Below are 26,032 nucleotides of genomic sequence, written 5' to 3' on the forward strand. Positions count from 1 at the left end.
GGTCCTCAACGGCGCTTGCGCGAGTCGATCTGCAGCAGGTCGCGCACCTGCTGCACCTGCCGGGCCAGGGAGGGATCGGCATGGAGCTTCTTTTCGATCTGCTCCACCGCATACATCACGGTGGAGTGATCCTTGCCGCCGAACACCTCACCGATGCGCGGCAGCGAGAGGTTGGTGCTGTGGCGCATCAGATACATGCCCACCTGGCGGGCCTGGCTCACGGCCCGCTTGCGGCTGGGGCTGCGCATTTCATCGCCCCCCACGCCGAACACCTCCGACACCTTCTCAAGCACCTGCTCGGGCTTCACCTCCACGTCCGGGCCGGCCGGATCGAGCATCGGCGCCACCGACTCCACCGTCATCGGCAGACCGGTGATCGAGGCGAAGGCCACGGCCCGGGTGAGGGCCCCCTCCAGCTCGCGGATGTTGGAGGTGAAGCGCCCGGCGATGAACTGGATCAGATCGCGGGGCAGGGCCATCTGCTCCTGTTCGGCCTTCTTGTGCAGGATCGCCATGCGCGTTTCCAGGTCCGGGGCCTGGATGTCGGCGATCAATCCCATCGAGAAGCGCGAGATCAGCCGCTCCTGCAGGCGCGGGATCTGGCTGGGGGGCCGATCGGAGGCGATCACCACCTGGCGGCCGGCCTCGTGCAGGGCGTTGAAGGTGTGGAAGAACTCCTCCTGGGTGTACTCCTTGCCCTCGATGAACTGGATGTCATCCACCAGGATCAGATCGGCAGCGCGGTAGCGGTCGCGGAAGGCCTGCATGCCGTCCTTGCGGATCGCCTGGATCAGGTCGTTGGTGAAGGTTTCGGTGGACACGTAGAACACCCTGGCCTCCGGATTGATCTCCAGGCGGTAGTGGCCGATGGCCTGCATCAGATGGGTCTTGCCCAGCCCCACCCCGCCGCAGATGAACAGGGGGTTGAACTCCCGGCCGGGGGCCTCCGCCACCGCCAGGGCCGCGGCATGGGCCATGCGGCTGTTGGGGCCCACCACGAAGCGGTTGAACACGTAGCGGGGGTTGAGCCCACTGCCTGGCGATCCGGCAGGGCCGGGTCTGCCATTGGCGGTGGTGCCACGGGCGGTGATGCCACGGGCTGTCTGAACCGGAGCCGCTGCAGGGGTCGCCCCGTTGGAGCCGGGCTGATCGGCAAGGTGCTCGTCGGGGGCGGCGGTGCCGATCTGAATGCGCAGCGGCCGACCGGCGAGTTCGCTGGCCACAGCCTCGATGGTGTCGAGATAGTTTTTACGCAGCCAGCCGCAGGCGAAACTGTTGGGCGCCTCGAGCAGCAGGACGTCAGCCTCCATCCCCAGGCAACGGGCCGGACGGATCCAGGTTTCGAAGGTGGGTTTACTGAACCGGGCCTGGAGGGCCTGCTGAACCTGGTGCCACAGCTCGTCTCTCTGCTGCACCAAGGGCCCCCACACGGGTGCTGAATATAGGCAGATCACCCGCCCCCGCTCCGTCTTAAATGTGCCCCAGGCCCACCGGGGCACAACCCCCGTCCCTTCTGCCGTCCCCCTGAGTCGACCATGCCCTGCTTCCGCCCCTGGCCCAGTGCCGGACTGATCGGCACGTTGCTGCTCACCGGCTGCACCAGTGGCCTGCCACGACTGCCGAACCTGCCCCAGCTGCCGCAGCTGCCCGGCCAGCCGGACGAGGGCAATGTGCGCATCAGCGACGCCGCCCCCGTGCCGCCGCTGCAGCCCGGCAACAACGTGATCGTGGACGCCGTAGCGAAGGTGGGACCTTCGGTGGTGCGGATCGACACCACCAAACGGGTGATCAACCCACTTGGCGGTCTGTTCGGCCGCGGACCCACCATCCAGGAGCAGCAGGGCCAGGGCTCCGGCTTCATCACCCGCTCCGACGGCGTGCTGCTCACCAATGCCCACGTGGTGGATGGGGCCAGCGAGGTGACCGTGACCCTGCCCGATGGCCGCAGCCTCACCGGCAAGGTGCTCGGCAGCGATCCACTCACCGATGTGGCGGTGGTGAAGGTGGTGGCCACAGACCTGCCCGTGGCTCCCCTGGGCGACTCCGCCAAGCTGCGGCCGGGCGAATGGGCGATCGCCATCGGCAACCCTCTGGGGCTCGACAACACCGTGACGGCCGGCATCATCAGTGCCATTCAGCGCACCAACGCCGTCGGCGAAGGCCAGCGGGTGCCCTACATCCAGACCGACGCCGCCGTGAACCCCGGCAACAGCGGCGGGCCGCTGATCAACGACCGGGGCCAGGTGATCGGCATCAACACCGCCATCCGCCAGGCCCCGGGCGCGGGCCTCAGCTTCGCGGTGCCGATCAATGTGGCCCGCCAGATCGCCGCCCAGATCCTTGAGCGCGGCTTCGCCAGCCACCCCTACATCGGCGTGCGGCTGCAGGCCCTCACCCCCCAGCTGGCCCGCGAAATCAATGCCACCACCGACCAGTGCCGGCTGCCGGAGGCCAATGGCGTGGTGGTGGTGGATGTGATGCAGAACAGCCCGGCCGCCAAGGGGGGCCTCAAGCCCTGCGACCTGATCGAGTCGGTGGGCGGGCGCCGGGTGCGCAACCCCTCGGAGGTGCAGCTGGCCGTGGATCAGGGCAAGGTGGGCGATGACCTGGCGGTGGTGGTGCGCCGCGGCAGCGCCACCACCAACCTCACCCTGCGACCCGCCGAACTGCCCCGGCAGAACTGAGCCACAGGCGTGAAACAGGCCAGCCAGGGGAGCGCGTCAGGGGCACTGCAGCTGGTGGTGATGGCCCGCTGGCCGGCGCCGGGGCGCTGCAAGAGCAGGCTGGCCAGGGGGCTGGGGATCGGGCGCGCGGCCGCCATCCAGGGCCGCCTCACCGCCCACACCTTCGCGGTGGCCCGCCGCACCCGCAGCCGGGTGGGCTGCCGACTGGTGCTGGCGGCCCAGGGCCTGGGGCCGCGCCAGCGGCAGCGCTGGGCCGGCTGCCTGGGCTGTGATGGCTCAACCGACCAGGGGGCGGGCAGCCTCGGGGTGCGCCTGCAGCGCCAGGTGTTGCGGGCCGTGGCGGAGGGGGCCGAGCGGGTGGTGTTGATCGGCAGTGACCTGCCCAGCCTGGAGGCGGCCGATCTGGAGGCGGCCTTCGAGCTCCTGGGCCAGGCGAAACCTGAAGCCCCCTCCCTGGTGCTGGGGCCAGCCGCTGATGGCGGCTATTGGCTGATCGGCCTGACCCACGCCAGGGCCGAGCTGCTGAGCGGCATCCCCTGGGGCAGTGGCGAGGTGCTGGGGCACACCCTGGCGGCGGCGGCGGCCCTGGGCATCGAGCCGCGCCTGCTGCCCCTGCGCCACGACCTCGACCGCGCCATCGATCTGCGGCCCTGGCGCTGAGCCGTGGCAGCCTCCTCACCCTGGCTGAGCGTGGTGCTGGCCACCCGCAACGAAGGCCATGCCCTGGCGGGCCTGCTGGCCCAGCTGGGCAGCGCCCCCGGCCTGGTGCGCGAGGTGCTGGTGGTGGATGGCGGCAGCCAGGACGGCACCCCGGAGCTGGCGCGGCTGGCGGGAGCGCGGCTGCTGCGCAGTGCGCCCGGGCGCGGCCGCCAGCTGGCCCTCGGGGCCCAGGAGGCCCATGGGCCATGGCTGCTGCTGCTCCATGCCGACGTGCGCCTGCCGCCGGACTGGGCCACTCGCCTCACCCAGGCCCGGCGGAGGCCGGCGGAGGCCTGGTATTTCGATCTGGGGATCGACGGCCGCGGCCTGGCCCTGCGGCTGGTGGAGCTGGGGGTGAGGCTGCGCAGCCGCTGGCGGCAGCTGCCCTACGGCGACCAGGGGCTGCTGCTTCCCCTGCAGCACTACTGGGCCAGCGGTGGCCTCAGGCCCCTGCCCCTGATGGAGGACCTCGACCTGGTGCAGCGCCTGCGGCGTCGCGGGCGCCTGCGCAGCCTCGGTGGCGCCGTGCGGGTGGACGGCCGCCGCTGGCGGGCCCGGGGCGTCTGGCGCACCACGATCGACAACGCCCGGCTGCGGTGGGCCTGGCGTCGGGGCGCCAATGCCGAGGCCCTCGCCCGCTGCTACTACGGCCCTGGGGCGGGTCGCCCTAAGGCGCGTACCAGAAGGCGCAGCGACGCTCCAGGGGCTCCAGATCCCAGCCCTGGGCCCGGTAGAAGGCCACCACCTGGGGATCGGCAAACAGGGTGACGCGATCCACCTGCATGCTGCGCAGCTGATCGAGCACGTAGACCATCAAGGCCTTGCCCAGCCCCAGGCCCTGGTAGTGGGGATGCACGGCCACGTCCCAGACGGTGGCTTCCACCACGCCATCGCCGGTGCAGCGGGCAAAGCCCACCAGCTTGGGCAGGCGGGAATCGTGCCGCCAGAGCCCCACCCGCAGCAGGCTGTGCTGGAGCGCCTTGCGCACCCGGCGCAGCGGCCGTCGGCTCCAGCCCACGGCATCACACAGCTGCTCCAGCTCGATCAGGTCGATCTCCCGTTCGGCGCTCAGCACCAGCGACACCTGGCTCTTGGGCGTGGGGCAGAGCCGGTGCTGCTCCCCGTAGAGCGTGGTGAGCTGGAGGGCCGGATCCACGGAACAGCGCTGGCGGGATGCCACGATCCTGACTGATGGCAGCCGCATCCGCTCCAGCACAGATCGCCCCGGAGCGACTCCCGGCCAGGCAACGGCCCCTGATCGTGGCCCTCCACGGCTGGCTGCTGGCGGGCCGGCTCTGGGATCGGCTGGCGGCGGAGCTGGGGCCTGACTGGGAGATCTGGGCGCCGGATCTGCCCGGTTTCGGCGGCCGGGAGCGGCCCCGGGGCCTGCAGGCCAGCCTGGCCAGCTACGGCGCCTGGGTGGCCGAGCAGGCACGGCGGCAGGCCCAAGACGGCCGGCCGGTGGTGTTGATGGGTCACTCGCTCGGTGGCAGCCTGGTGCTCCATGCCGCCGGGGGCCTCGGCAGCCGGCTGGCAGGGGTGGTGCAGATCGCGGTGGGCGGCGGGGTGTACCAACCGAGGCCCTTTGCCCAGGTGCGGCGGGGCGGGGCGTTGTTCCTGCAGTTGAGACCCCGCTGGCTTGTTCACGTGCCCGGCAGCGGCCCCCTGCGCAGCCCCCTGCTGGCGGATCGGCGGGCGGCCCAGGGGCTGCTGGCCTGCAGTATGCGGCGCAGCGCCGTGCAGCAACTGCCTGGGCTCACCGCCGCCCTCAGCGTGCCCAGCCTCTGGATCGCCGGCAGCAACGACCGGGTGATGGAACCCCGCTACGTGCGCCACCTGGCGGGCTACGCCAGCCAGCACGATCTGAGGGTGCTGGCGGGGGCGGGCCATCTGCCGATGCTCGGGCGGCCCCGGGAGCTGGCCGACACCATCCGCCCCTGGCTGGATCAGATCGCCCCGCCGCGACCCTCTCCAGTTGAGCCGTAGTCGGTCAAAGCAGGAGTCGGTCAGGTCAATAGATGGTGGGCACGAAGAACTGTTCGTTCATGGGGGGGCGCTGGTAATCGCTGCCACTCTTGCGGGGGGGCAATTCGATCGCGTCGGGGGTCATGTCTTCATAGGGAATCTTGCTGAGCAGGTGGCTGATGCAGTTGAGCCGGGCGCGGCGCTTGTCATTGGCCTCCACCGTGAACCAGGGCGCCTCAGGGATGTTGGTGTGGGCAAACATCTCATCCTTGGCCTTGGAGAATTCCACCCAGCGATCGCGCGACTCCAGGTCCATGGGGCTGAGTTTCCAGCGGCGGGCGGGGTCTTCGAGCCGTGAGCGGAAGCGGGACTCCTGCTCGTCGTCGCTGACGGAGAACCAGTATTTGATCAGCACGATGCCGCTGCGCACCAGCATGCGCTCGAACTCCGGGCAGGAGAGCATGAACTCCTCCACCTGCTCTGGTATGCAGAAGCCCATCACCTTCTCCACCCCGGCGCGGTTGTACCAGCTGCGGTCGAAAAGCACGATCTCGCCGGCGGAAGGGAAGTGCTCTACATAGCGCTGGAAATACCACTGGGTTTTCTGCTGATCAGAGGGGGTTCCCAGGGCCACCACATTGCAGCCGCGTGGGTTCAGGGGCTCGGTGATGCGCTTGATCGTGCCGCCCTTGCCAGCCGCATCCCTGCCCTCGAACAGCAGCACAACCCGATAGCCCACGTGCTTGATCCAGTACTGCATCTTCACCAGCTCCACCTGCAACCGGGTCAGCTCTTTCTCGTAGAACTTACGATCGAGCTTGGGGAGGTGGCCTTCCGAATGCTTGGCAAAGTCATCAAAGATCGGAGAAGGTTTGTACTTGTCAGCAGAGAGTCCTTTTTTGTCGTTCTTGCCCTTGCCGCCCTTGGCTTTGGCAGGGCTCTTGGTCTTGGCCTTTTTCTCGGCTTTCTTCTCCTTCTTGTCTTTTTTGCTCTTTTTCTCACTCCCGTCCATCATCGGTGCAGCGCTCTTGAGCAGGTCAGCGTCATTCATGAACAGGGAGAGTCACCAGAAGTGAAAACGTCCTAGGCCCTCGGTTGAACCCCGTGTGGCAGCCACCACTACCGATGGCCAGGTTTTGCCGCAGCCGCTAGAGCGCCGCCAGCCCCTTGTCCTGCAGCTCGGCGAGGCGGGCGTAGAGGCCACCGGAATCGCGCAGCTGGCGATGGGTGCCCTCTTCAATGACGCGGCCCCGCTGCAGCACCAGGATGCGGTCGGCGGCCTCCACGGTGGCCAGCCGGTGGGCGATCACGATCGCCGTGCGCTGCTGGAGCAGGCGGTCGAGGTCACGCTGCAGGGTGGCCTCAGTGGCCGGATCCAGGAAGGCGGTGGCCTCGTCCATCACCAGCACGGAGGGATCGCGGATCGCCACCCGAGCCACCGCCAGCAGCTGCCGCTCGCCGGAGGAGAGATTGCCGCCGCGCTCGCGCAGCTCGGTGGCGAGCCCCTCAGGCAGACGGCGCAGCAGCTCCGCCAGGCCCAGCTCCCGACAGAGCCGCTGCAGGTCATCGCTGGAGATGGGCGCATCGAGGCGCAGGTTGTCGGCCACATTGCCGCTGAACAGGAAGGTGTCCTGCAGCACCACCCCGAGGCGCTGGCGCAGGGTGGGGATCGGCAGCTCGCGGATGTCCACCCCATCGAGCAGGATCCGGCCGCTCTGGGGCTCGTAGAGGCGGCAGAGCAGGCGGATCACCGTGGTCTTGCCTGATCCGGTGGGCCCCACCAGGGCGACATGCTCGCCGGGAGCGATGCGGAAGGAGAGATCCGTGAGGATCGGATCGTCCTCGCGGTAGGCGAACGACACGTGCTCAAACACCACCTCTCCTGCGCTGCTGCGCTGGCCGCCGGAGCGATGGGCCGCCGCCGAGCGCTGGGCGGCGGGAAGCTCCTGGATCTCGATCGGCTGCTCCAGCAGTTCGCCGATGCGCTCCACCGCCGTGAGACCTCCCTGGATCTGGGTAAAGCGCTCCGCCAGCTGGCGCAGGGGATCGAACAGCCGCTGGGAGTAGAGGATGAAGGTGGTGAGGGTGCCCAGCCCGAGCACGCCGCCGGACACCATGCTGCCGCCTGCGGCCAGCACCACGGCCACGGCCACCAGGGCCACCCACTCAATGAAGGCGGAGATGGAGCTGTCGAACAGGATCGTGCCCGTCACGGCCTGGCGGTAGGCGTCGGTGGTGCGGGCGAAGCGGGCGCTGTTGACGTCCTCGCGGCGGAACATCTGCACCACCTCCAGCCCCTGCAGGTTCTCCTGCAGGTCGGCATTGAGGGCGCTGAGTTCCTCGCGCACCCGGTAGTTGGCCCGGCGGTAGCGCTTCTGCAGCCACAGCATCCCCAGCACCACGGGAACCTGGGAGGAGAGCAGCAGCAGCGCCAGACGCCACTCGATGCTGAGCATGGTGACGGCGATCACCAACAGGGTGACCAGATCGGCCAGCACCCCCACGGCACCGCTGCCGAAGACCTCGGCCAGGGCATCGACGTCACTGGTGAGCCGGGTGAGCAGCTTGCCCACGGGCGTGCGGTCGTGAAAGCGCAGCGACAGCGCCATGGCATGGGCGAAGAGGTCGTCGCGGATGCGGGCGGTGAGCCGCTGGCCCACGGCCTGAACGCTGTAGCTCTGCAGGCCCTGCAGGCCCAGCCGCAACAGCACCGCCGCCAGCAGCACGATCACCAGCAGCCGCAGGGCCTGGTCCACCGGCATGCCGCTGAGGAAGGCGAGGGTGGGCTCACCCCGCAGCACGGCGATCGCCTGACCCACCAGCAGCGGCTGGATGGCCGCGGCCGTGGCCACCGGGATCAGCAGGGTGAGGGTGAGCAGCAGGCGGCGCTTGTCGCGGCCCAGGTAGGGCAGCAGCCGCAGCAGCCGTTCGCGGTCGAGGGCCGCCATCAGGCCACGCCCGCCGGGGCGGGAGCCGTGGCAACGGCCGCAACCCGGTCGACGATCGTCTGCAGGGCGCCGCCATCGAGGCGCAGGGCCAGGGGATGGCCCACCAGGCGGGCCGTGGACTGGAACAGATCCTCAATGGCGATCAGGCCGTTGTCCTTGAGGGTGCGGCCGGTGGCCACCAGATCCACGATCGCCTCACTCATGCCGGTGATCGGGCCCAGTTCCACCGATCCGGCCAGGTGGATCAGCTCCACCGGCAGATCGAGGGCTTCGAAATAGGCCTCGGCGCAGCGGGTGAACTTGCTGGCCACGCGGCAATGGGCCGGCAGATCCACGGCCCGGCGGTAGGGGCTGCTGGCCTTGACGGCCACACTCATGCGGCAGCCACCGAAGCCCAGGTCCACCAGCTGGGCCACCGGCAGCTGGTGCTCCTGCAGCACGTCGTAACCCACCACCCCCAGCTGCGCCTGGCCATAGGCCACATACACGGGCACATCGGCGTTGCGCACCAGCAGGGCGCGGGCCGTGCCGCAGGCACTGGGCACCATCAGCAGGCGGTTGCCCGGCTCGAGCACGGCGGAAAAATCAAGGCCGGCGGCGGCGAAGCGACGCACCGAATCCTTCAGCAGGGCACCCTTGGCCAGGGCAACGGTGATCATGGAGACACGTCTCTGTTCGGACTGTAACGATGGGCCCGAATCCCCGAGAGAGCCCCGCAGGAGCCCGGCCAATGAAAGCGGAGTCGCTACAGGTGGAGCCGCCCGGAGAGGAGACGCTGGCGGTGGAGCTGATCCCCGTGCTCCACGACAACTACGTGATGCTGCTGAGCAAGGGCCGGCAGGCTGCGGTGGTGGACCCCGCGGTCGAGGCCCCGATCCAGCAGCGCCTGGAGCAGCGGGGCCTGGAGCTGGTCTGCATCCTGCAGACCCACCACCACAGCGACCACATCGGCGGCAGCCCGGGGCTGCTGCGTCGCTGGCCCGACTGCGCCGTGGTGGCCGCCCGCGACGACCTGGAGCGCATCCCCTTCCAGACCCAGGGCGTGGCCGATGGCGATCAGCTCACGCTGCTGGGAGAGCCGGTGGAGGTGCTGGCCGTGCCGGGCCACACGCGGGCCCACCTCGCCTACTGGTTCCCCCGGGCCGGGCACCTGTTCTGCGGCGACACCCTGTTCGCCGGCGGCTGCGGCCGGCTGTTCGAGGGCAGTGCCGCCCAGATGCAGGCCTCGCTGCAGCGGCTGGCGGCCCTGCCCGGCTCCACCTGGGTGTGGTGCGCCCACGAGTACACGGAGGCCAACCTGCGCTGGGCCGTCGCCAGCGTGGCCAGCGACGACCCGGCGGCGGCACCGATCCGGCAGCGGCTGGAAGCGGTGCTGGCCCAGCGGGCCCTGGGCCAGGCCACGGTGCCCAGCCAGATCGCCCTGGAGCTGGCCACGAACCTCTTCCTGCGGGCCCCTGATGCCGCCAGCCTGGCCCGGCTCAGGGAGCAGAAAGACCACTGGCGCGGCTGACTCAGCACACCTCCAGGGGCAGACCCTGGGGAAACAGCGTGGCGCCGTGGCCCCGGCGTAACTGCAGCCGGCAGCGCTGGCCGTGGCCGTACTCCTCGCCCAGAGGCAGCCGCAGCCGCAGATTGAGGTCGTCCTGGCGCAGCTGGTAGAGCCACTCCCGGCCCAGAAACTCCCGCCCCAGCACCCGGGCCTCTCCGGCGCGATCGGGCACCAGAGCGATGGACTCGGGGCTCACCATCACCTCCGCGGCCTGTTCTGCATCCAACCGCTGAGATGTCGGCTCCAGGGGCCTGAGCTGACCCAGGGGGGTGGTGAACAGGCCGCAGCTGGCGCGCACTGGCAACAGATTGCCCTGCAGCACGAAACGGCCCACAAAGGAGGTGGCGGGCCGTTGCACCAGCTCCCTGGGGGTGGCGCACTGGTGCAGAACACCATCACAGAGCACGGCCACCCGGTCGCAGATCGCCAGGGCCTCCTCGGGGTCGTGGGTCACGATCAGCCCGCAGGCTCCGCACTGGCTGAGCACCTGGGGCAGTTCGGCCCGCAGGCGCAGGCGCACCTCCACGTCGAGGTTGGAGAAGGGCTCATCCAGCAGCACCACCGAGGGCCGCGGCGCCAGGGCCCGGGCCAGGGCCAGGCGCTGGCGCTGGCCGCCGGAGAGCTCGTGGGGATAGCGGCGCTCCAGGCCGTTCAGCCCCAGCAGCTCCAGCAGCCAGGCGGCGCGGGCGGTGTCTTCGCCGCGGCGCAGCCCGAAGCAGAGGTTGCGCCAGGCGGTGAGGTGCGGGAACAGGGCGTAGTCCTGGAACACCATCCCCACGCCGCGCCGCTCCGGCACCAGCCAGCGCTCCTCGCCAGCCACCTGGCGGCCGGCGATCATCACGGCACCGCGCTCGGGCCGCTCGAAACCGGCAATCAGCCGCAGCAGGGTGGTCTTGCCGCAACCGGAGGGCCCCAGCAGCCCCACCAGCTCGCCCGGGCGCAGCTGCAGATCGATGCCGCGCAGGGTGTAGCCCTCGGTGGCCTCGTAGCGGTGCCACAGCCCGCTGAGCTCCACATGGGACTGGTGCAGCGGGTCGGCAGGGGAGGGGGCGGTGAGGGTGGCGCTGATGGGTCCTTGGCCCCTGGGGCCAGCGGGCATGCAGGACCATGATGCGTCATCCGCCTGTCAGCCAGTCGCCCAGCGATGACCACTCCCCAGCCCTCCTGTTCCGCCGCGATCGCCGTGAACACCGCCGCCGCCCCGGCTCCGGTGGGCCCCTACAACCAGGCCGTGCAGGCCGGAGGCCTGTTGTTCTGCTCCGGCCAGATCGCCCTCGATCCCCTCAGCGGCGCCCTGGTGGGCGACGGGGATGTGGAGGCGGAAACGCGCCAGGTGCTGAGCAATCTGGAAGCGGTGCTGGCGGCGGCGGGAGCCACGCCGGCCCAGGTGGTGCGCACCACGGTGTACCTGGCGGATCTGGCCGATTTCGCCGCCGTGAATGCGCTCTACGCCGCCACCTTCAGCGGCGAGGTGGCGCCGGCCCGCGCCTGCGTGGAGGTGGCCGCCCTGCCCAAGGGGGCCCGGGTGGAGATCGACTGCATCGCCCTGCTGAGCTGAGGCCTGGCGGTCCAGGGGAAAGCAGACGGCCGGAAGGATCCGGTCACACCTGCAGGCCCAGCCGTTCATGACCCAGACACACGGGATCGGTTGAGTGAGGTCATCCCCCCAAGGGGACCCTTCCTCACCCGTTCATCACCATGACCTACCTCACTCGTCCCGGTCGCCTGTTCCTTCTGCTGGGCGCCGCCGGACTGCTGAGCCTCAGCGCAGCCCCCGCAGCCCTGGCGGGCCCACGCGGCTGGCAGCGCCAAACCACCTATGTGCTGGTGCCAGCCCGCCAACTGCCTGCCCGACGGGTGCGCACGGTGGAGCGCAGCCCCAGGCGCTACAGCAATTATCCGGTGCAGACCGTGCCCTACCGCCGCGAATCCCGGGTTGACCAGCTGCGGGCCGAGCTCGAGCGCGACACCCGCCGCTGCAACACCGGTCGGCTGGTGGGGGGCCTGCTGGGCGGCGGCGCCGGCTACGTGGCCTCCCAGGATGAGGGGCGAGCCTGGGCGGTGCCGCTCGGAGCCCTGCTGGGATCCCAGGTGGGCTGCAATGTGGGCGGCGGACGCAGCCCCCTGCCCTGGTGAGCCGCCGGGCCAGGCGATGGGCAGGCCCTCACCCTGATGGCGGCAACACCCAGGCGGCCGCCCGTCGCAGACGCTCGCGCTCCCGCTCCAGCCTCAGGGCCAACTCGCCATGCTCCAGGGCCAGTTCTGCCTGGCGCATGGCCGCCTGGCGCAGCGCCGGCAGGGGCAGCAGGCTCAGCTGATGCAGGCCCTTCTGCAGGCGCAGCCCCACCTCCAACGACGCCGCGCCATCGCGGGCCGTGGCGGCAAAGCCATCCTCCAGCAGATCCTCGAGAGCCAGCTCAGGCAGCCAGAGGCGGCCGAAGCGCGTTGCCGAGGCCGGCGCACGACTCTCCTCCAGACTGGTCTGGGCCCAGTCGGTGAGCAGCCGCACCACGCTGCCGATCACATGGATCGCCGTGCCGGGGTCGTTCACGGCCGGCGAGAGAGCGCGGCTGGCGATCTCCGAGAGCACCACCAGCCCAAAGCGGGGGTCATCGTCAAAGGTGCGCCGATCGCCGATCAGGAAGGTCTGGGCGATCCGCTCCAGTTGCTCGGCTGGCAGGGAGTCCTGGGCTTCCACCTGGGCCAGGGCCCGGGCGGGGGTGATGAAGGCTCCAGGCAGGCACAGCACCTGAATCTCCGCCTCGGCGGCCTGGGCCAGCAGCTGCAGGGCACCGAGATCAATGCGTTGCAGGTAGCCCACGCCGGAGGCCAGCACCGGCTGGGCCGCTTCGGCTCCTGGGGCCACGGCCGGCGAGGGGCCCAGCAGCCGGCCCCCCAGGGTGGGCTGGCGGGCGCGCTCCTGCAGGGCCAGGTCGGCGACCGCCTCCACCCGACCGATGGTGTTGGTGACCCGGCCCAACCGGGCGATCCGGTCGACCCAGGTGACGAAGCTGAGCAGCACCACCGCCAACACCACCAGGGTGAGCAGGAACAGCGCGAAACGGCCCGTGCGGCCGTAGAGGCCGTTCATCTGGGCGATCAGGGCCACGATGCCGAAGATGAAGGCACCGATGAACGTGGAGAGGGCGTACTGCGACACGTCATCGGCCACCACCACGGCCAGGGCCCGCGGCGTGGCAGTACTGCCGGCGGAGGCGTAGGCCGACAGCATCGAACCCGCGGCAAACACCGCAATCACGAGCATGCTCGAGGAGATGATCCGCAGCAACGTTTCCAGGGTGTCGGCGCTGATGTCGGGCAACAGCAGCCCCGGCGCCAGGCGATCGGCGAGGTAGGCCAGCCACACGCCCAGCAGCGACACCAGGCACAGGAGCAGGGGCTTGGCCCAGAGCTTCTCACCGAGCCGGTTGAGCGCAAAGGCCAGCCGGCCGCGCAGGCTCAGGGTGATCGGGTGCTGAGGATTGGTCACGGGGGAAGGGCCGAGGCGGGGCGGCTGGCAGCCATGCTCGCCTGCACCGGATCGGCCCGCCATCGCGCTGGTGCTGCGAAGCTGGCCTGTCGAGCTGACCCCCGCAACGACACCTGTGCTGGCTGCTGCTTTGATCCTGGCAACGATGCTGGCCGTGGCCGCATTGCTGAATCCATCCCGCCAGGACTTCGCCTGGTTTCTGAAGCAGCGGCGCCCGGCCTGGCTCAGCTTTGAGCGGCTGATTCCCCTGATCTGGATCACGATCTATGTCTGTTTCTATGGCTCGGCGCTGCTGAGCTGGAGGGCGAGCGGCAGCTTTGCGCTGATGGGCGGTTATCTGGGGCTGCTGGTGCTGGTGCAGAGCTACACGCTGGTGATCGGCCGCACCCGCAGCCTGCGCAACGGCACCCTGGTGGGCCTGGCGGGCTGGGTCTGGGGCGTGGCACTCTGCATCGCTGTGGCACCTCTCGGCACGGCTGCCTGGTTGCTGCTCGTGCCCTATCTGCTGTGGAGCCCGGTGGGCAGCCTGGTCACCTGGCAGATGCAGCGCCTGAACCGCTGAGGCCATGGCGCCAGACCATCGCTGCGCCCACAACAAAGCCCGACGTGTGCAACGCCGGGCTTTGTCTGTTTGGCTTGGGCTGAAGATGAATCACTTCAAGCCCCTAAGGCGCGATCAATGAGATCGTCAGAAACGTTTGATTCTGTTGAATTGTATTCAGTTGTAGGGCGGAGCTGCCTGACAAGGGCACCTGGGGCCATGGCTCAACAAGGACGTTCCGGTGACTCTGGGGCACCTGATGGCCAGGGATGAACCTTGCCGATAGGCGGTGCAGAAAGAGTGTGCCTCAACGGTGCCATGGGCACCGGTTGTGCACTGGAACAGTCAGAAATGGTTCGAGATTGTTGGAGCAGGGTCCGAACGTCAGTTCGCTCCTGTCATCTGGTTGGGCGGAGTGTCGTCCAAAGGAGCCTCCGAGATCTGTTGTGCACAGCTTCGGAGCAAACAGCGATCACGTCCAGGTGAATCGCCGCACTCGACATCGCTCTTCATCGATGGACAAGGTGCTTCACAGTGGTAGCGGCGGCAAGCCCACCAGATCGGCACTGATCGTCCACAGACGCTCCGCCAGGGCGTCATCGCAGGCTTCAGCGCTGGGCTCCACCAGGGCCTCACGCAGACGCCCCGGACCCAGCACCTGGTTGCAGCAGTAGCGGAAGCCGGGGGCGCCTGCCTCGGCATCGATGGCCAGGCGTGCCAGCAGGGCGCCGGCCTGGGCCGGGCTGGCGGTGACGCGCAGCAGGTCGCGGGCCACCAGGGCGAACAGCCGCTGACCCAGCTCATTGTGGCGGCGGCTGGAGCGGAAGAAGCCGCCGCTCGTGCGCGGGATCACCAGCCCGGGGCTCCAGGCCATCACCGGCAGCGGCCTGCCCCGCTGGCGCAGACGCCGCTCCAGCTCCCGGGCAAAGAGCATGTTGCAGAGCTTGCTGTCCTTGTAGGCCTTGTCGGCCTGAAAGGCCACGCCGCCAGCCACCATCTCGAAGCTGGGGCCGGAGCGCAGACCCTCCAGATCGCCGAGGCCGGCCGGGGGGCCGACCCGCCCGCCAGGGGTGGTGGGGTCGTGCACCTCCGAAGCGGTGACCACCAGCCGCGGGGCCTGGCCGGCCTCGACCAGGGGCAGCAGCCGCAGGGCGAGGGCCTGGTGGGCCAGGTGGTTGACGGCGATGGTGAGCTCATAGCCCTGGGCGGAGCGGCGGGGCTCCTTGGCACCGCTGTCCTGCAGGCCGGCGTTGAGCACCAGGGTGTCGATCGGCTCGCCGTGCTCCAGCAAGGCATCAGCGCAGCGCTCGACGCTGCTGAGGTCGGCCAGATCCGCCACCGGGGCGCTGAGCGCAGGTGCAGGCCGGCCGGGCCCGTCGCCGCCGAGGGCAGCCCTCAGCCGGGCGACGGTGGCCTCGGCGGTGACGGCATCGCGGCAGGGAAGGATCAGCCCATGGCCCTGCTCCAGCAGCAGCCGGGCTGCCGCAAAGCCGATGCCGGAGCTGCCGCCGGTGAGCAGGATGCGCCGCGGCACGGTCGTGGGGGGAGGGTGTTGCAGCTGAAAGTATGGGCGTTCAGCCAGCCGCCAGCCCGCGGCAGTAGGCCAGGGTGCAGTCGATCGCCGCTCCCCAGGCTCCGGCGTCAAAGGGGTGGCGGTCGCCATGGCCCGGCAGCAGCCAGCGCACATCGAGATCCCGCAGCAACTCCACCGAGGCCACCTGGCTCGGCCAATCCCACCAGCAGTAGGTGCGGGAGGCCACCACCGCCCGCTGCCCCGGACTCCACCAGAGGTGGTCGCCGCTGAACAGGATCTGCTCGCCCAGCAGGGCGACCATCGAGCCGGCGGTGTGACCGGGGGTGGGGATCAGGCGCAGGCCGGGATCGAACAGCACCGGCGCCTGGCCCTCCACCAGCTGCTCGGCGCCGGGGGCAGCATCGGCATCGGCGCGGTGAATCCAGCGGGGACAGCCGAAGCGCTCGGCCCAGCGGGCGTGGTCGGCCACGTCATCGCGGTGGGTGAGCAGCATGGCCGCCACGCCGCCGAGGGCCTCCAGGCGGCGGGCCAGGTGGCCGTTGAAGCGCGGGCTGTCGATCAGCACGTTGCCCTCGGGGCGCACCACCAGGTAGCTGCTGGCCCCGAAGCTGCGGCGCGACGTCCAGCCGCAGTAAAAGACCTCGCCGGCCGGGTGGGACAACAGCAAGGCCGGGAAGCCCTCGGCCGGGGTGTGGCGCAACAGCTCGGGGGTGGCGCCGATCGCAGAGCGCCAGAATCGCAACATCAGCGCCTGCAGGGCTCCAACTCCAATGGCAGAGCCCTACCTCGAGCTGCGTGCCGTGACCGCCTACCTGGGCCCACGGCCGGTGTTCGAGAACCTCAGCCTGCAGCTGTTCCCCGACGAGCACACGGTGATCCTGGGCCCGAACGGCTCAGGCAAGAGCTCGCTGATCAAGCTGCTCTGCCGCAGCCTCTACCCGGTGGTGCAGCCGGGCTCCTGGCTGCGGATCTTCGGCAGCGACACCGTGAACCTCTGGGCCCTGCGCAGCCGCATCGGTGTGGTGTCAGAGCACCTGCAGGCCCACTACAGCGGCGGGGTGCGGGGGCGGGATGTGGTGCTCTCAGGCTTCTTCGGCTCCGTTGGCCTGGGCCGCAGCCAGGAGCCCAGCGCCGCCCAGCAGCAGCGGGTGGCGGAGCTGATGGCCGAGCTGCACCTGGCGGATCTGGCCGAGCGGCCCTTCCGGGAGCTCTCCGACGGCCAGCGCCGCCGCCTGCTGCTGGCCCGGGCCCTGGTGCACGACCCCGAGGTGCTCGTGCTGGATGAACCCACCAACGGCCTCGATCTCAAGGCCCGCCACCAGCTGCTCGCCATCCTCAGGCAGCTGGCCCGGCGCGGCACCACCCTGCTGCTGGTGACCCACCAGATCGAGGCGATCATTCCGGAGATCAGCCGTTGCCTGCTGCTGCGCCAGGGGCAGCTGGTGGCCGATGGCCCGGCGGCCGAGCTGCTCCAGGCCGGCCCCCTGAGCGCCCTTTTCGACACCCCCCTGCAGGTGATCGAGGCCCATGGCTACCGCCAGGTGCTGCCGGCCGTCGATGGGGCAGGCAGCCCGGACTGAGCGGCACCGAGCGGTAAAGTCTGCCCCGGCGGGGCGTGGCGCAGCTTGGTAGCGCGGGTGCTTTGGGAGCACTAGGTCGCAGGTTCGAATCCTGTCGCCCCGACTGACTTTTCACTGATAGGCCAAGGGCCATGTGAGCAAGCAGGTGAGCAAATCGCCTGGTGCTCACGTCTCCTGTGCTCTCCCCCATCAGGCCCTGACTGGGTATTTGCCTCAGGCGAAACCGCTCCACGGGAGCTTGGCCATGGGATTGATGCTCACTTCGACATCGGCCTGGGGGAGCCATCAGGGGAGGCTTGGAGCCCAGAGGTGAGCAAATTGTGAGCAGGGGCCGGCGCTGGAGCTGGGTGTCAGCGCGTCCGTAGGACCCGGGGCCAAACACCAAACCCGATCACGGACTCCGACCCTGCTGATGCGGAACAGAGGACGTGATCGGGTTGAGGCACCGACTCTGATCTCATGGTCCAGGGCACGGTTATTGCCTCAGGTGGCGCCGGCTCCAGCCGGTGATCGTGGCTTCCACGTTCTCCAAATGCCACTGCAGGGGGCCTTTGCCTTGGGTGCAGCCCCAGCGGCGGAACTGTTTGCCGGGTTGCAGAACACCCCGCAGCCGCAGCTGACGGAGTGTCTCGCGGCTGATACCCAGCCATTCACACACCTCTGCGGTGGTGATCCAGGCCCGTTGGCGGCTGGCGCCTTGGGAGCTGCTCATCTTTCACTCTCCAGTAACGCCACCACGGCCGGATCCCAGAGGATCTGCTGGCGGCGCTCTCCCTGACTGCAGAGCGGCAGGGCGACGCCCCAGTCGCGACCGGCTTCTGTGAGCTGCCAGTCGTCGTCCTCGTTGCGCTGCTGCAATCCGGCGGCAGCGAGCCGCAGGTAGGTGTGGCGGAGCGTGCCATCCAGTCGGTCAGCTAACTGATCAGCCGTCAGCCAGGCCACCCCTGCGCGCTGCGAGACGCGTTGCTTCACGTCAGCGGCGGCGGGACTGCTGTTGGTCTGGATCTCCTCCAGGACGCTGAGTAGGGCCTCGGCATGGGATACGCCGGTGAGGTGGATGATCTCGTCGGCTCCGCGCAGTACCTCGGCTGCGGTCTGCCTGCGGATCGCCTCGATGCTGCGTCGCCGCAGCTCCCTGTTGCCCTCTTGCCGGCGCTGCAGGGCGGGCAGCAGCTCGTGGGTGAGCCAGCGCCGCATCCGCGGTGCGCTGGGGTTGTCGCTGTTCAGCAGCCTGCGTAGCAGCGTGGCTTCGTTGATCAGCGCCAGGGTGAAACCACCGGCGCCGGGACCCTCCTCTGAATGGAGGCAGTGCTCCTCATCGCGTCGGTTCGCCCTGGCCCAGACCATCGGGCTCTCGTCCAGCGCGGCGCAGGCATCGGCGACGACGATCCAGGCCTCGCCGTGTTGATCGGTGCTCACCCGGATGCGGTGCCCCTCGAACAGGTAGGGCACCAGAGCTGACGTGTTGCTCATGGCTGGGAAGATGAGAGGACAGGGGCGTCATGCCGCGACGCGAACACTGCAGAGCTGAATTGCCGCGGGGCCGCGGCCAGGGGAGCCGGCACCGGGCCCGCCAGGACCAGTAGCACCGTGCTCAGCTGCAGGGCCAGCACCAGCCACAGCAGCCACTGCAGTTGCCGCAGGCTGCTCAGCCGCACGGTGGTGGTGATCGGCCGGCGCGTGCGGCAGAAGGCCGGCAGCTGTGGCTGGCCCATGGGCCGCGGCGTGCGGCCGGGGTGTTGGGGGTGGGCCATCAGAACGGCACCTCCTCTCTGGAAAGCGCACCTTGTGGTGCGACATCGGCGAACTCATCGCCGTAGTCCTCCCCATCCGCCAGCGGGATCGCCTGCTGCTGGCGGGCAGCGGCTTCATCGGAGCGGTAGGCCTGCTCCGCCGCCTCGATCCAGGCCGGATCGCTCCCCTCGCGGATGCTCAGCGGCCCGTAGAAGCCGATCGTGACGTTGCGCGGCACCGCATCGGCCGCGGCCTGGTCTTCGATCTTGGGGCCCTTGGGGTTGCCGTCCTGGTCGTACTGCTGCGCCCAGCGGGTCTCCAGAACCAGCACATCACCCACCGTCAGCCGGCCGCGGCGGTGCTGACGGCGCGCCTCGATCCACTCGCCAAAGCCCTTGGCCTTGAGGATCAGCCGCACCCGATCCCCCGGTGCCGGCACACCGCCTTCGTCACCGATGCGGGCCTCCATCGTCGTGCCGGGCATGGCGATCGCGTGGACGACCATCTCCTGCTTCACCTTGGGACGGCCCTGGCGGTCGGTGCCGTTGGGGATCGGCTCCATCGCGCCAGTGGTGAGGTTCTTGCGCAATCGGTCGCGCTGCTCGGGCCTCACGATCGCCAGATAGGCCACCTCACCGAGGCGCTGCTGACGGATCACCGGCGCCGCGATGCGGCTGCCGTCGTTGAGTTCAATCGCCATGGGACTTGCTTTTCGGGGTGGACGGGGAAGAGGTCAGGGGCAGCAGGGGCTCCAGGCCGGCGCCCAGCCGCAGCAGGTGATGGGCGGCGCCGGAGAGGCTCAGCTGGTGCTCGGCGGACAGCTGCCGCACCTGCCGGTAGACATCGCTGTGCACGCAGACGCAGAGGTAGTGACGGCCGTGCTGCGACCGCGGCTGGGGCCTGGCGTAGGCGCGGCGGCAAACGCTCATGGCGTCCCCCCCACCAGCTCGCGCTCGAACACGTCGATGAAGTCCTTGTGGCGCCGCTGGGTGATGCGGTCCTTGATCGTGCGCACCTCCCTGGGCACCTGGAAGTGGTGGCGGAACTCGATCGTGAAGCGCTTGCGCGCCGCCTGAGGCATCGCCCCCAGGAACTGGTGCAGGGTGGCGATCTCCTCTGCCGACAACGGCTCCAGGCCGGAGTCGCTGGCTTCGGGGCCATCCGGGGTGCCGGTGTCCCACTCGTCGTCTGCGGCTTCAGGGTCGTCCGCAGCGGGGGAGGCGGCTGCACTGCCGGCGCCTGCGGTGTCCGCCACCGATGGCTGCGTCTGCGGTCGTGGCTGACCCGGCTCGATAGTCCGAGGAGAGATGCCCACGGGAATGCCCAGCAGGCCCGCCAGCAGGGAGGCGGTGAGCGCATGCCAGGCCGCACTGCCCTCCTGGGGTGCCTGGGCTTCGCTGAACTCCTCGGCGCCGCCGCGGTGCCACAGGGTTACCCGCAGCACCTCGTGCTCCTCGTTGATCAGCTTCTGGGCGCTGAACGAGAAGCCCAGGACAAAGGCCGGCGCCGCCGCCTGAACGACCTCCTGCATGGAGGTTTCGGCGATGGCGGCCATCTGGGACTGGAACTGGGCCAGGCCCTCGGCCCACTGGGCGCGGGCCTGCTCGCGGCTCTGCAACAGGGCCTGGTTGAGATCAAAGGCGGAGGTGGGACCTGGCGTCGGCTCCATCCGCCCGCAGGGGGTGGTGGTCATCGAAGGCACTGCGGGACCGGCGCCCGCTTGGCCTAGATATTAGCGGCTCGCTAATCCGAATCTGTATCTTGCACAACGCAAGACATGGCGTACTCCGAGCCTGTTCGTGCATGCCTCAGCTGGCGCCCGACTTGGTGGACCATTCCTGCAGCCAGCGCTGCGGCAGCCACGCCTCTCCGTCCCACATGCCCTGCAGCTGCTCGGCGGAGTACGGCTCAAAGCCGGCCAGCATCGCCTGAAAGGCCTGCCGCTGCTTGGCTGGCGCCGCCTTGGCGGCGGAACTCAGTGCCTCCATCACGCCGATACCGTGCTGCTTGGCGGTCTGCGCCAGCTGGCCACGCCACTGCTCGCTCAGCTTCGCCGCTTCTGCGGCATCGACCTCTGGCTGGGCCGGCAGCACGGGCGCCTGGTAGGCGCTCGGCACAGGCAACAGGCCCAGGTGGCAACTCCAGAACTCCGCTGGGCCCCACACCCGCTCCTCGTCATCCACCAGGGGCTTGGCCTGGCTGATCAGGTCCTTGAGGGCGCGGGTGCGCACGCCACTGAAATCCCTGGCGGCCAGGCGGCGATTCACCTCGGCGAGGGCAAAGAAGCTCTCCGGGCGGGGCTTGGGCGCCTTGCCGTTCTCGAACACGCTCAGGGTGCTGGGAGCCATCACTTCAAAGCCGGCCTCCTTGGCCCACTTGTAGGCCGTGTACTGGGTCCAGTTGTTCAGCTCCCGCCAGCGCCTCAGCATCCGACCGAACTGCTGACCGGCTTCGAGCTGCTTGGCCTCGATGTACCGGTACTCAGTGGACATCAGGACTGGGTTCTGGCCATTAGCGAAAGGCTAAGGCTTCTGCTGCCGATTGGAATTGACAGCACCGTGATGTCAGCGGCCATGGGCCCTGGCCCGCTGCCGCCAGTGCCGGCCCTTGCCGCGCCGAACCTCAGGCTCCACCAGGCCACAGAAAACGGCTTGATCAGGCGGGAGCAGCGGCGCTGGCCAGCAGATGGCCTCCCGCAGCCGCCGCTCCAGGTGTTGGCGTTGCTCTGGCTCCAGCAGCGCCACCGGCTCCACGATGCGGCTATCGGGTCCCAGGGTCCAGTCGTCGCGCTGACAGCCGTAGACCCAATCACGGCCGTCGGGCGCCTGCGCCCAATGCAGGGCACCCAGCTGGTCGCGCTCGATCGCGATCTCCAGCTGCCAGCCGCTGGCCAGATCCAGGCGCATCCGCCCCCACCAGATCTCACTCCAGGGTCGATCCGCCAGGAAGGCCTCCCCTGCCAGCAGCGCCAGCAAGGCCTGCTGGAGCTCGGCGGCGCAACAGCGGCTCAGGTGGCGCAGAGCGGGTGACGCAAGCCATTGCCACGGCACCAGAGCGCCCACTCCCCCGGGGCAATCGGGTTGCCGCAGCACAGGCAGCGGCCGGGATGGCGCACGCGGATGCGGCGAAAGCCCGCCGGGCCTTGCCCCTGCTCCACGCCCGTCGCCACAGCTGGCTTGGCGGGTGAAGGGCGATGGGTGGCGATCTGCAGCCCGTGCTCGCGAATCAGGCGACAGGCCAGGAAGGCGCTGGTGCGCGCCTCCTCCAGGTGGGGCGAGGCGCTCATCGCCACCAGCTTCTCGACCTTGGCCAGCGCTTTCTGCGCCGCTGCTCCAGCGTCCATCGCCATTCAGCTCACTTGCTCAGCCTAGCGAGCCTGAGTCAGTGTCGATAGACTGGTTCGGTCCATCGAAGTCCCCCATGGCTCCGCTGATGACCCCGCTCTCGGTGCAGTTCACCCCCGAGCAGCAGGCCTGGCTGGACCGGCGCACCCGCGGCGGTCTGCTGTCGCGTTCCTCGGTGATCCGCCTGATCGTGGCCGAGGCGATGGAGCGCGAACAGCTGATCAGCGCCCAGGCACTGCAGCGCCAGGGGCTTCATGGCCAGCGCTGATCCAGCCTCCGCCCCCGCACAGGCCTGCATCGACCACGCCGCCGCCCAGCAGTTCCTCTCCCTGCTGGGCAAGAACCCTGCCAGCGCCCGGCTGCGCGCCTTCCCCCACCGCGCCAACCCCGCCAAGGGTGTGATCGGCGCCCGCAAAGGCCCCTTTGACCTCGAGCTGGCGGACCAGTGGCAGCGGGAAGGCCGCGGCGTCTACCTGGTGATCAACGACGGCGGTGACCGCAAGAACGAGATCACCGCTTGCCGTGCCCTGTTCGTGGAGTGGGACGACCGGCCGATCGCCTGGCAGCTGAGCGCCTGGCGAGAGCTGGGACTGCCCGAGCCCTCGCTGATCGTGCTCAGCGGCGGCAAGTCAGCCCACTGCTACTGGCTGCTGCACCGCCCCATCCCGCCGCAGGAGTGGGCACCGCTGCAGGCGGAGCTGATCGCCTATGCCGGCGGCGATCCCCACTGCAAGGACGCCTCGCGGGTGATGCGGCTGCCGGGCTGCTGGTACGTGGATGCCGCGGGTGAGTCCACCGCTCTGGTGGAGCTGGTGCACGTGAGCGGCCAGCGCTACGCGCCGGAGGACATCGCCCTGGCGCTGCTGCCCGATGAGTTCGCCGAACCCGCTGCAGGCACCGCACCGCAACACGAGATTCCGCTGGAGCAGCCCAGCGAGAGCCCAGGCACTGGCATTCCGCTGCCTGAGCTGGGCGACGAGGACTTCGGGTCAACCCGGCCGCTAGAGCAGATCCGCGCTGCCCTGGCGGCCATCCCTCGCCGCGTGGCGGGCAGCAACACCTACGCCGACTACCGCAACCTTCTCTGGGGACTGATCCAGGCCTGCGAGCAGGTCGGCCACGACCGTGAGCTGGCGATCGCCCTGATGGAGGCCCACAGCCCATCGGCCAGCTGCGGCTGGGACATCCGCCAGGTGGCCAGCTCGGGCGGCGAGGAGATCAGCGCCGCCACCTTCTGGTTCCATGCCCGTCAGCACGGCTGGTTGCCGCCGCAGCCGGCCCACACCCCAAGGCCTCCTGGGGCGCAGACCACAGGCAGCCGCCGAAACCAGGGCGACACCGGCGGGCGCCATCCCGGTGGCAAGGGCAGCGAGCACAGCAGCAATGCCAGGGGCGCCAAGGGAGCTGGGTCTGGAGTTGGTCCGCAACGCTTCTCGCCTCGACCCGACACCCGGGTGCGCTGGGGAAAGGTGCACCTACCGATCAACCGCCGACTCAACGCCTTGGAACACTGCATCCGCTCCCTGGTGGGGCGTGAGCGCAACAGCCTGCGTCGCTCCGCCCGCGTGCGCGAGGCCCATTCAGCCCTCCAACTCAAGACCGCCCTGCGGCTGCAGGAGATCGGCCAGCTGATCCTCGAGGCCCACGACCTGCGCAACGGCAACCGCTTCCGCGGTCTTGATCAGGCCGAGCGCTTGGCGATGCCGCAACCGGTTGTGGAGTGGGAGATCCCCGGCTGCATCCCGCGCCGCGACCTCTCGATCGTGGGCGGCCGGGCCAAGGTGGGCAAGACGCGGCTGGTGCATGCCCTGGCCCGCTGCCTGCTCTGCGCCGAGGACTTTCTGGGCTTCGGGGGGCCAGAGGAACCGCGGCCGGTGATCCTGGTGACCGATGACCAGGGGGACGGCGACACCGCCCAGATGCTGCAGCAGCTGGGGATCTGGGATCACCCGTTGCTGCTCTGGTCGCGCCGCTTTCGCGCCACCGAGGCCAACCTCGATGCCCTGCTGGCCTGCCTGGCCGCACATCCCGGCGCGGTGGTGATCCTCGACTCGCTGCGCTCGATCACCCGTAGCTGCTGCTTTGGCGAAAACGACCCCGAGATGGGCTCGCTGATCTACGACCTCAAGCACCAGATCACCGATGCCGGCGGCACGTTGCTGCTGATCCACCACTGCAACAAGGCCAACGACACCACCGGTACCGAGGCCCTCTCCGGCCACAACGCCATCGCCGGCGCGGCCAACACGATTCTCACCCTGCACTACCTGGCCAAGGGCAATCGGCTGATCAAGGATTCGCCCCAGCGACGCCTGGTGCGCGAGGCCCGCTCCGGGCCGCCGGCGGATCTGGTGGTGGCGATTGACGGCAACACCGGAACCTTCGCGCGGCTCGGCACCTACGACGACCTGCAGGAGCAGCAGGAGCAGGAGAGCGATCTCGATCGCGCCGGCCAGAGGCTGCGCAAGGCCAATGAGAAGCAGCAGGAGGCCCTGCGTTACCTCCAGGCCCTGCATGCCAGCGGTCTGGCTGGCATCGGTCTGCTGGAGCTGCTGCAGGCGATCGGCATGGCGCCGGCGGAGGCGCGCTTGAAACGGGATCTGGAGGGAGAGGCGCTGAGCACCTACAACGCGCTCGGCCGTTTCCTCAGCAAGCTCGACGGCCTGGTGACGACCACCCGGGTTGGCACGAGCGGCCAGAGCTACTACCTCCGCTACGGCCTCAGCGATGCCGGCGCGGAGTGGCTGGCGCGTGAGTTCGATCTGTAGGGGGGTGCTTCTTTGCATTCTTTGCACTCCACTGCAGCGCAACCGATCTGGCCGGTTGCACGGCGTGCGATCTGCCCCACACGCTTTCGATTCTTTGCTGCCATCCCGGAGCCTCAGCAACGCAACACCGCTGCTGCCAACGCTCATCCCATGGGGGCTGAATTCATCGCTTTCTTTCCCCTGCACTGCGCCGCAAGCGTTCTCAGGGATTTCAAGGGTTCATTTCTTTGGCCACTCTTTGCCTTCTTTCAGTGGCGGGGTCTGCGGCCTGCTGGGGGCCAAAGAATGTCAAAGAATCGAAAGAATGCACCGCGCCCCAACTGGCTCAGACCCCTTGCGCCAGAAGGGAATACAAAGAATCGAACGAATTTGGTGTATCACGTGAGGGTCTGGTGATCAGGCGTTCTCCCACCCCAACCAGCAGATCTGCTGCCGCTATTCCCAGCGACTGGCTGACACCGATCCCAGGCCTGCGGCGCACCGATCCGGAGCACCGCTACTGGCTGGGAGATCACCTGTTCGCCGTGTCCGTCACCGGTGTGGTCGGCTCCAGCAAGAGCGACTGGGCGATGGCCCGTATCGAGGCCACCCGCCACGTCTGGGAGCCGCGAGGCCACACCGTGCACCTGGCGCTGGAGGCCCTGTTGCATAGCCGCTTTCATCCCCTGCACCAGCAACGCCAGCAGGCCAGCGAGCAGCTGCTGCATCTCCGCTCTGGCGACTACCGGGACTGGATCGAGCCCTTGCTGGCCCACCCCCACTGGCGACAGGTGACGGTGATCGCCTCCGAGCGGCCTACCTGCTGCTTGGTCCGCAACCTGGCCGGCACCTACGACACCGGCTACATCCAGCACGCCAGTGGCCTGCGGGTGCTCGCCGACCTCAAGACCCTCTCGCGCCCAGGCTCGGGCAGCTACTGCACCCGCGCGCAGCTGGGGGGCTACATGGTGCTGGAGGCGAGCTGGGGCGTGGAGTACGACGCCGGGCAGACGATCTGGGCGCGGCCGGGTGAGACCCGCTTCTCGCCGCTGTATTCCCGCGAGGAGTGCCTGGCGGCGTGGGCAGCGGCATGGGCGGGCTACGTGAGTCGCTGTCGGCCGTGGTGACCCGCTATCCGAATCGTCTTATTCGGACTATCGAGCCGCTATCCTGCATGGCAGGTCCTGCTGCCTGCGCCGCACGACGCTTCCCTTGTT

General features: G+C 69.3%; 30 protein-coding genes and 1 tRNA gene. 13 read left to right on the plus strand and 18 right to left on the minus strand.

The window, feature by feature from the left end:
- Positions 1 to 5: 5 nt before the first annotated feature.
- A complete protein-coding gene (gene dnaA / locus CyaNS01_RS08105; RefSeq protein WP_186696640.1) occupies positions 6 to 1,415 on the minus strand; it encodes a chromosomal replication initiator protein DnaA in 1,410 nt (469 codons plus the stop codon).
- A gap of 120 nt (positions 1,416 to 1,535) precedes the next feature.
- Between dnaA and CyaNS01_RS08110 the strand changes: the two genes are divergently transcribed.
- Genes CyaNS01_RS08110 through CyaNS01_RS08120 form a run of 3 tightly spaced genes read left to right on the plus strand, consistent with a single transcriptional unit; the run spans position 1,536 to position 4,151 of the window.
- Positions 1,536 to 2,684, plus strand: coding sequence for a trypsin-like peptidase domain-containing protein (locus CyaNS01_RS08110; protein WP_186696641.1), 1,149 nt, complete (start codon positions 1,536 to 1,538; stop codon positions 2,682 to 2,684).
- A 9-nt stretch (positions 2,685 to 2,693) separates the two neighbouring features.
- Entirely contained in the window at positions 2,694 to 3,344 is a 651-nt protein-coding gene (locus CyaNS01_RS08115) for a TIGR04282 family arsenosugar biosynthesis glycosyltransferase (RefSeq protein ID WP_225875579.1), read from the plus strand.
- A gap of 3 nt (positions 3,345 to 3,347) precedes the next feature.
- Positions 3,348 to 4,151 (plus strand): TIGR04283 family arsenosugar biosynthesis glycosyltransferase, encoded by an 804-nt coding sequence (locus tag CyaNS01_RS08120; RefSeq protein WP_186696642.1) that lies wholly within the window; start codon positions 3,348 to 3,350, stop codon positions 4,149 to 4,151.
- On the opposite strand, the gene CyaNS01_RS08125 is transcribed toward CyaNS01_RS08120, so the two are convergent.
- Positions 4,051 to 4,539, minus strand: coding sequence for a GNAT family N-acetyltransferase (locus CyaNS01_RS08125; RefSeq protein ID WP_225875580.1), 489 nt, complete (start codon positions 4,537 to 4,539; stop codon positions 4,051 to 4,053). The two genes, CyaNS01_RS08120 and CyaNS01_RS08125, sit on opposite strands and share 101 nt — an antisense overlap.
- 35 nt (positions 4,540 to 4,574) lie before the next feature.
- On the opposite strand from CyaNS01_RS08125, the gene CyaNS01_RS08130 reads away from it, so the two are divergent.
- Entirely contained in the window at positions 4,575 to 5,369 is a 795-nt protein-coding gene (locus CyaNS01_RS08130) for an alpha/beta fold hydrolase (protein ID WP_186696644.1), read from the plus strand.
- 25 nt (positions 5,370 to 5,394) lie between these two features.
- Here CyaNS01_RS08130 and ppk2 read toward each other — a convergent pair whose 3' ends face one another.
- The 3 genes from ppk2 to hisG form a co-directional block, all read right to left on the minus strand.
- The gene (gene ppk2 / locus CyaNS01_RS08135) at positions 5,395 to 6,399 is read right to left on the minus strand and encodes a polyphosphate kinase 2 (protein WP_255460002.1); all 1,005 of its coding nucleotides are present in this window, start codon (positions 6,397 to 6,399) and stop codon (positions 5,395 to 5,397) included.
- 97 nt (positions 6,400 to 6,496) lie between these two features.
- Positions 6,497 to 8,296, minus strand: coding sequence for an ABC transporter ATP-binding protein (locus CyaNS01_RS08140; RefSeq protein ID WP_186696645.1), 1,800 nt, complete (start codon positions 8,294 to 8,296; stop codon positions 6,497 to 6,499).
- The gene (gene hisG / locus CyaNS01_RS08145; protein WP_186696646.1) at positions 8,296 to 8,955 is read right to left on the minus strand and encodes an ATP phosphoribosyltransferase; all 660 of its coding nucleotides are present in this window, start codon (positions 8,953 to 8,955) and stop codon (positions 8,296 to 8,298) included. The genes CyaNS01_RS08140 and hisG overlap by 1 nt, the downstream gene beginning before the upstream one ends.
- A 158-nt stretch (positions 8,956 to 9,113) precedes the next feature.
- Here hisG and gloB point away from each other — a divergent pair, with 158 nt between their 5' ends.
- On the plus strand, positions 9,114 to 9,806 hold the full coding sequence (gloB, locus tag CyaNS01_RS08150; RefSeq protein ID WP_370561814.1) for a hydroxyacylglutathione hydrolase: 693 nt from the start codon (positions 9,114 to 9,116) through the stop codon (positions 9,804 to 9,806).
- A 1-nt stretch (position 9,807) separates the two neighbouring features.
- Here gloB and CyaNS01_RS08155 read toward each other — a convergent pair whose 3' ends face one another.
- Positions 9,808 to 10,944, minus strand: a complete 1,137-nt coding sequence (locus tag CyaNS01_RS08155) for an ABC transporter ATP-binding protein (RefSeq protein ID WP_186696648.1) — start codon at positions 10,942 to 10,944, stop codon at positions 9,808 to 9,810.
- Between the two features lie 45 nt (positions 10,945 to 10,989).
- Here CyaNS01_RS08155 and CyaNS01_RS08160 point away from each other — a divergent pair, with 45 nt between their 5' ends.
- The gene (locus CyaNS01_RS08160) at positions 10,990 to 11,403 is read left to right on the plus strand and encodes a Rid family detoxifying hydrolase (protein WP_186696649.1); all 414 of its coding nucleotides are present in this window, start codon (positions 10,990 to 10,992) and stop codon (positions 11,401 to 11,403) included.
- Between the two features lie 140 nt (positions 11,404 to 11,543).
- Positions 11,544 to 11,981: a hypothetical protein gene (locus tag CyaNS01_RS08165; protein WP_186696650.1), complete on the plus strand. Its 438-nt coding sequence runs from the start codon at positions 11,544 to 11,546 to the stop codon at positions 11,979 to 11,981.
- Positions 11,982 to 12,009: 28 nt separating this feature from the next.
- On the opposite strand, the gene CyaNS01_RS08170 is transcribed toward CyaNS01_RS08165, so the two are convergent.
- Complete coding sequence (locus tag CyaNS01_RS08170) at positions 12,010 to 13,335, minus strand: DUF2254 domain-containing protein (RefSeq protein WP_222934173.1); 1,326 nt, start codon at positions 13,333 to 13,335, stop codon at positions 12,010 to 12,012.
- A gap of 115 nt (positions 13,336 to 13,450) precedes the next feature.
- Between CyaNS01_RS08170 and CyaNS01_RS08175 the strand changes: the two genes are divergently transcribed.
- The gene (locus tag CyaNS01_RS08175) at positions 13,451 to 13,897 is read left to right on the plus strand and encodes a TspO/MBR family protein (RefSeq protein ID WP_186696652.1); all 447 of its coding nucleotides are present in this window, start codon (positions 13,451 to 13,453) and stop codon (positions 13,895 to 13,897) included.
- A 508-nt stretch (positions 13,898 to 14,405) separates the two neighbouring features.
- Here CyaNS01_RS08175 and CyaNS01_RS08180 read toward each other — a convergent pair.
- Positions 14,406 to 15,410, minus strand: coding sequence for an SDR family NAD(P)-dependent oxidoreductase (locus CyaNS01_RS08180; RefSeq protein WP_225875582.1), 1,005 nt, complete (start codon positions 15,408 to 15,410; stop codon positions 14,406 to 14,408).
- 40 nt (positions 15,411 to 15,450) lie between these two features.
- Positions 15,451 to 16,155 carry an MBL fold metallo-hydrolase gene (locus tag CyaNS01_RS08185; protein ID WP_186696654.1) on the minus strand — a complete coding sequence of 235 codons (705 nt, stop codon included), beginning with the start codon at positions 16,153 to 16,155 and terminating at the stop codon, positions 15,451 to 15,453.
- A gap of 25 nt (positions 16,156 to 16,180) precedes the next feature.
- Between CyaNS01_RS08185 and CyaNS01_RS08190 the strand changes: the two genes are divergently transcribed.
- Together CyaNS01_RS08190 and CyaNS01_RS08195 are read left to right on the plus strand one after the other, a co-directional pair.
- Positions 16,181 to 16,990, plus strand: a complete 810-nt coding sequence (locus CyaNS01_RS08190; RefSeq protein ID WP_186696655.1) for an ABC transporter ATP-binding protein — start codon at positions 16,181 to 16,183, stop codon at positions 16,988 to 16,990.
- Between the two features lie 29 nt (positions 16,991 to 17,019).
- Positions 17,020 to 17,093, plus strand: a tRNA-Pro gene (locus CyaNS01_RS08195).
- Positions 17,094 to 17,465: 372 nt separating this feature from the next.
- Here CyaNS01_RS08195 and CyaNS01_RS08200 read toward each other — a convergent pair.
- The 9 genes from CyaNS01_RS08200 to CyaNS01_RS08240 form a co-directional block, all read right to left on the minus strand.
- Positions 17,466 to 17,702, minus strand: a complete 237-nt coding sequence (locus tag CyaNS01_RS08200; RefSeq protein WP_186696656.1) for a helix-turn-helix domain-containing protein — start codon at positions 17,700 to 17,702, stop codon at positions 17,466 to 17,468.
- A complete protein-coding gene (locus tag CyaNS01_RS08205) occupies positions 17,699 to 18,463 on the minus strand; it encodes a BRO family protein (protein ID WP_186696657.1) in 765 nt (254 codons plus the stop codon). The genes CyaNS01_RS08200 and CyaNS01_RS08205 overlap by 4 nt, the downstream gene beginning before the upstream one ends.
- Complete coding sequence (locus CyaNS01_RS08210) at positions 18,460 to 18,744, minus strand: hypothetical protein (RefSeq protein ID WP_186696658.1); 285 nt, start codon at positions 18,742 to 18,744, stop codon at positions 18,460 to 18,462. Before CyaNS01_RS08210 ends, CyaNS01_RS08205 begins: the two co-directional genes overlap by 4 nt.
- Positions 18,744 to 19,424 carry a hypothetical protein gene (locus CyaNS01_RS08215; protein WP_186696659.1) on the minus strand — a complete coding sequence of 227 codons (681 nt, stop codon included), beginning with the start codon at positions 19,422 to 19,424 and terminating at the stop codon, positions 18,744 to 18,746. The genes CyaNS01_RS08210 and CyaNS01_RS08215 overlap by 1 nt, the downstream gene beginning before the upstream one ends.
- Positions 19,414 to 19,653: a hypothetical protein gene (locus CyaNS01_RS08220; RefSeq protein ID WP_186696660.1), complete on the minus strand. Its 240-nt coding sequence runs from the start codon at positions 19,651 to 19,653 to the stop codon at positions 19,414 to 19,416. Before CyaNS01_RS08220 ends, CyaNS01_RS08215 begins: the two co-directional genes overlap by 11 nt.
- Positions 19,650 to 20,417 (minus strand): hypothetical protein, encoded by a 768-nt coding sequence (locus tag CyaNS01_RS08225; RefSeq protein ID WP_225875583.1) that lies wholly within the window; start codon positions 20,415 to 20,417, stop codon positions 19,650 to 19,652. Before CyaNS01_RS08225 ends, CyaNS01_RS08220 begins: the two co-directional genes overlap by 4 nt.
- 115 nt (positions 20,418 to 20,532) lie before the next feature.
- Positions 20,533 to 21,216, minus strand: a complete 684-nt coding sequence (locus CyaNS01_RS08230; RefSeq protein WP_186696661.1) for a helix-turn-helix transcriptional regulator — start codon at positions 21,214 to 21,216, stop codon at positions 20,533 to 20,535.
- 72 nt (positions 21,217 to 21,288) lie between these two features.
- Positions 21,289 to 21,699, minus strand: a complete 411-nt coding sequence (locus CyaNS01_RS08235) for a hypothetical protein (RefSeq protein WP_186696662.1) — start codon at positions 21,697 to 21,699, stop codon at positions 21,289 to 21,291.
- Positions 21,700 to 21,731: 32 nt separating this feature from the next.
- On the minus strand, positions 21,732 to 22,073 hold the full coding sequence (locus tag CyaNS01_RS08240) for a hypothetical protein (RefSeq protein ID WP_186696663.1): 342 nt from the start codon (positions 22,071 to 22,073) through the stop codon (positions 21,732 to 21,734).
- A gap of 71 nt (positions 22,074 to 22,144) precedes the next feature.
- On the opposite strand from CyaNS01_RS08240, the gene CyaNS01_RS08245 reads away from it, so the two are divergent.
- The 3 genes from CyaNS01_RS08245 (at position 22,145) to CyaNS01_RS08255 (ending at position 25,942) form a co-directional block, all read left to right on the plus strand.
- Positions 22,145 to 22,336 (plus strand): hypothetical protein, encoded by a 192-nt coding sequence (locus CyaNS01_RS08245; RefSeq protein ID WP_087067788.1) that lies wholly within the window; start codon positions 22,145 to 22,147, stop codon positions 22,334 to 22,336.
- Positions 22,323 to 24,836, plus strand: coding sequence for an AAA family ATPase (locus tag CyaNS01_RS08250; protein WP_186696664.1), 2,514 nt, complete (start codon positions 22,323 to 22,325; stop codon positions 24,834 to 24,836). Before CyaNS01_RS08245 ends, CyaNS01_RS08250 begins: the two co-directional genes overlap by 14 nt.
- A 392-nt stretch (positions 24,837 to 25,228) precedes the next feature.
- Positions 25,229 to 25,942 carry a hypothetical protein gene (locus tag CyaNS01_RS08255; RefSeq protein WP_225875584.1) on the plus strand — a complete coding sequence of 238 codons (714 nt, stop codon included), beginning with the start codon at positions 25,229 to 25,231 and terminating at the stop codon, positions 25,940 to 25,942.
- Positions 25,943 to 26,032: the final 90 nt, after the last annotated feature.

This window comes from Cyanobium sp. NS01 (genome assembly GCF_014280235.1).
GTDB lineage: Bacteria > Cyanobacteriota > Cyanobacteriia > PCC-6307 > Cyanobiaceae > NIES-981.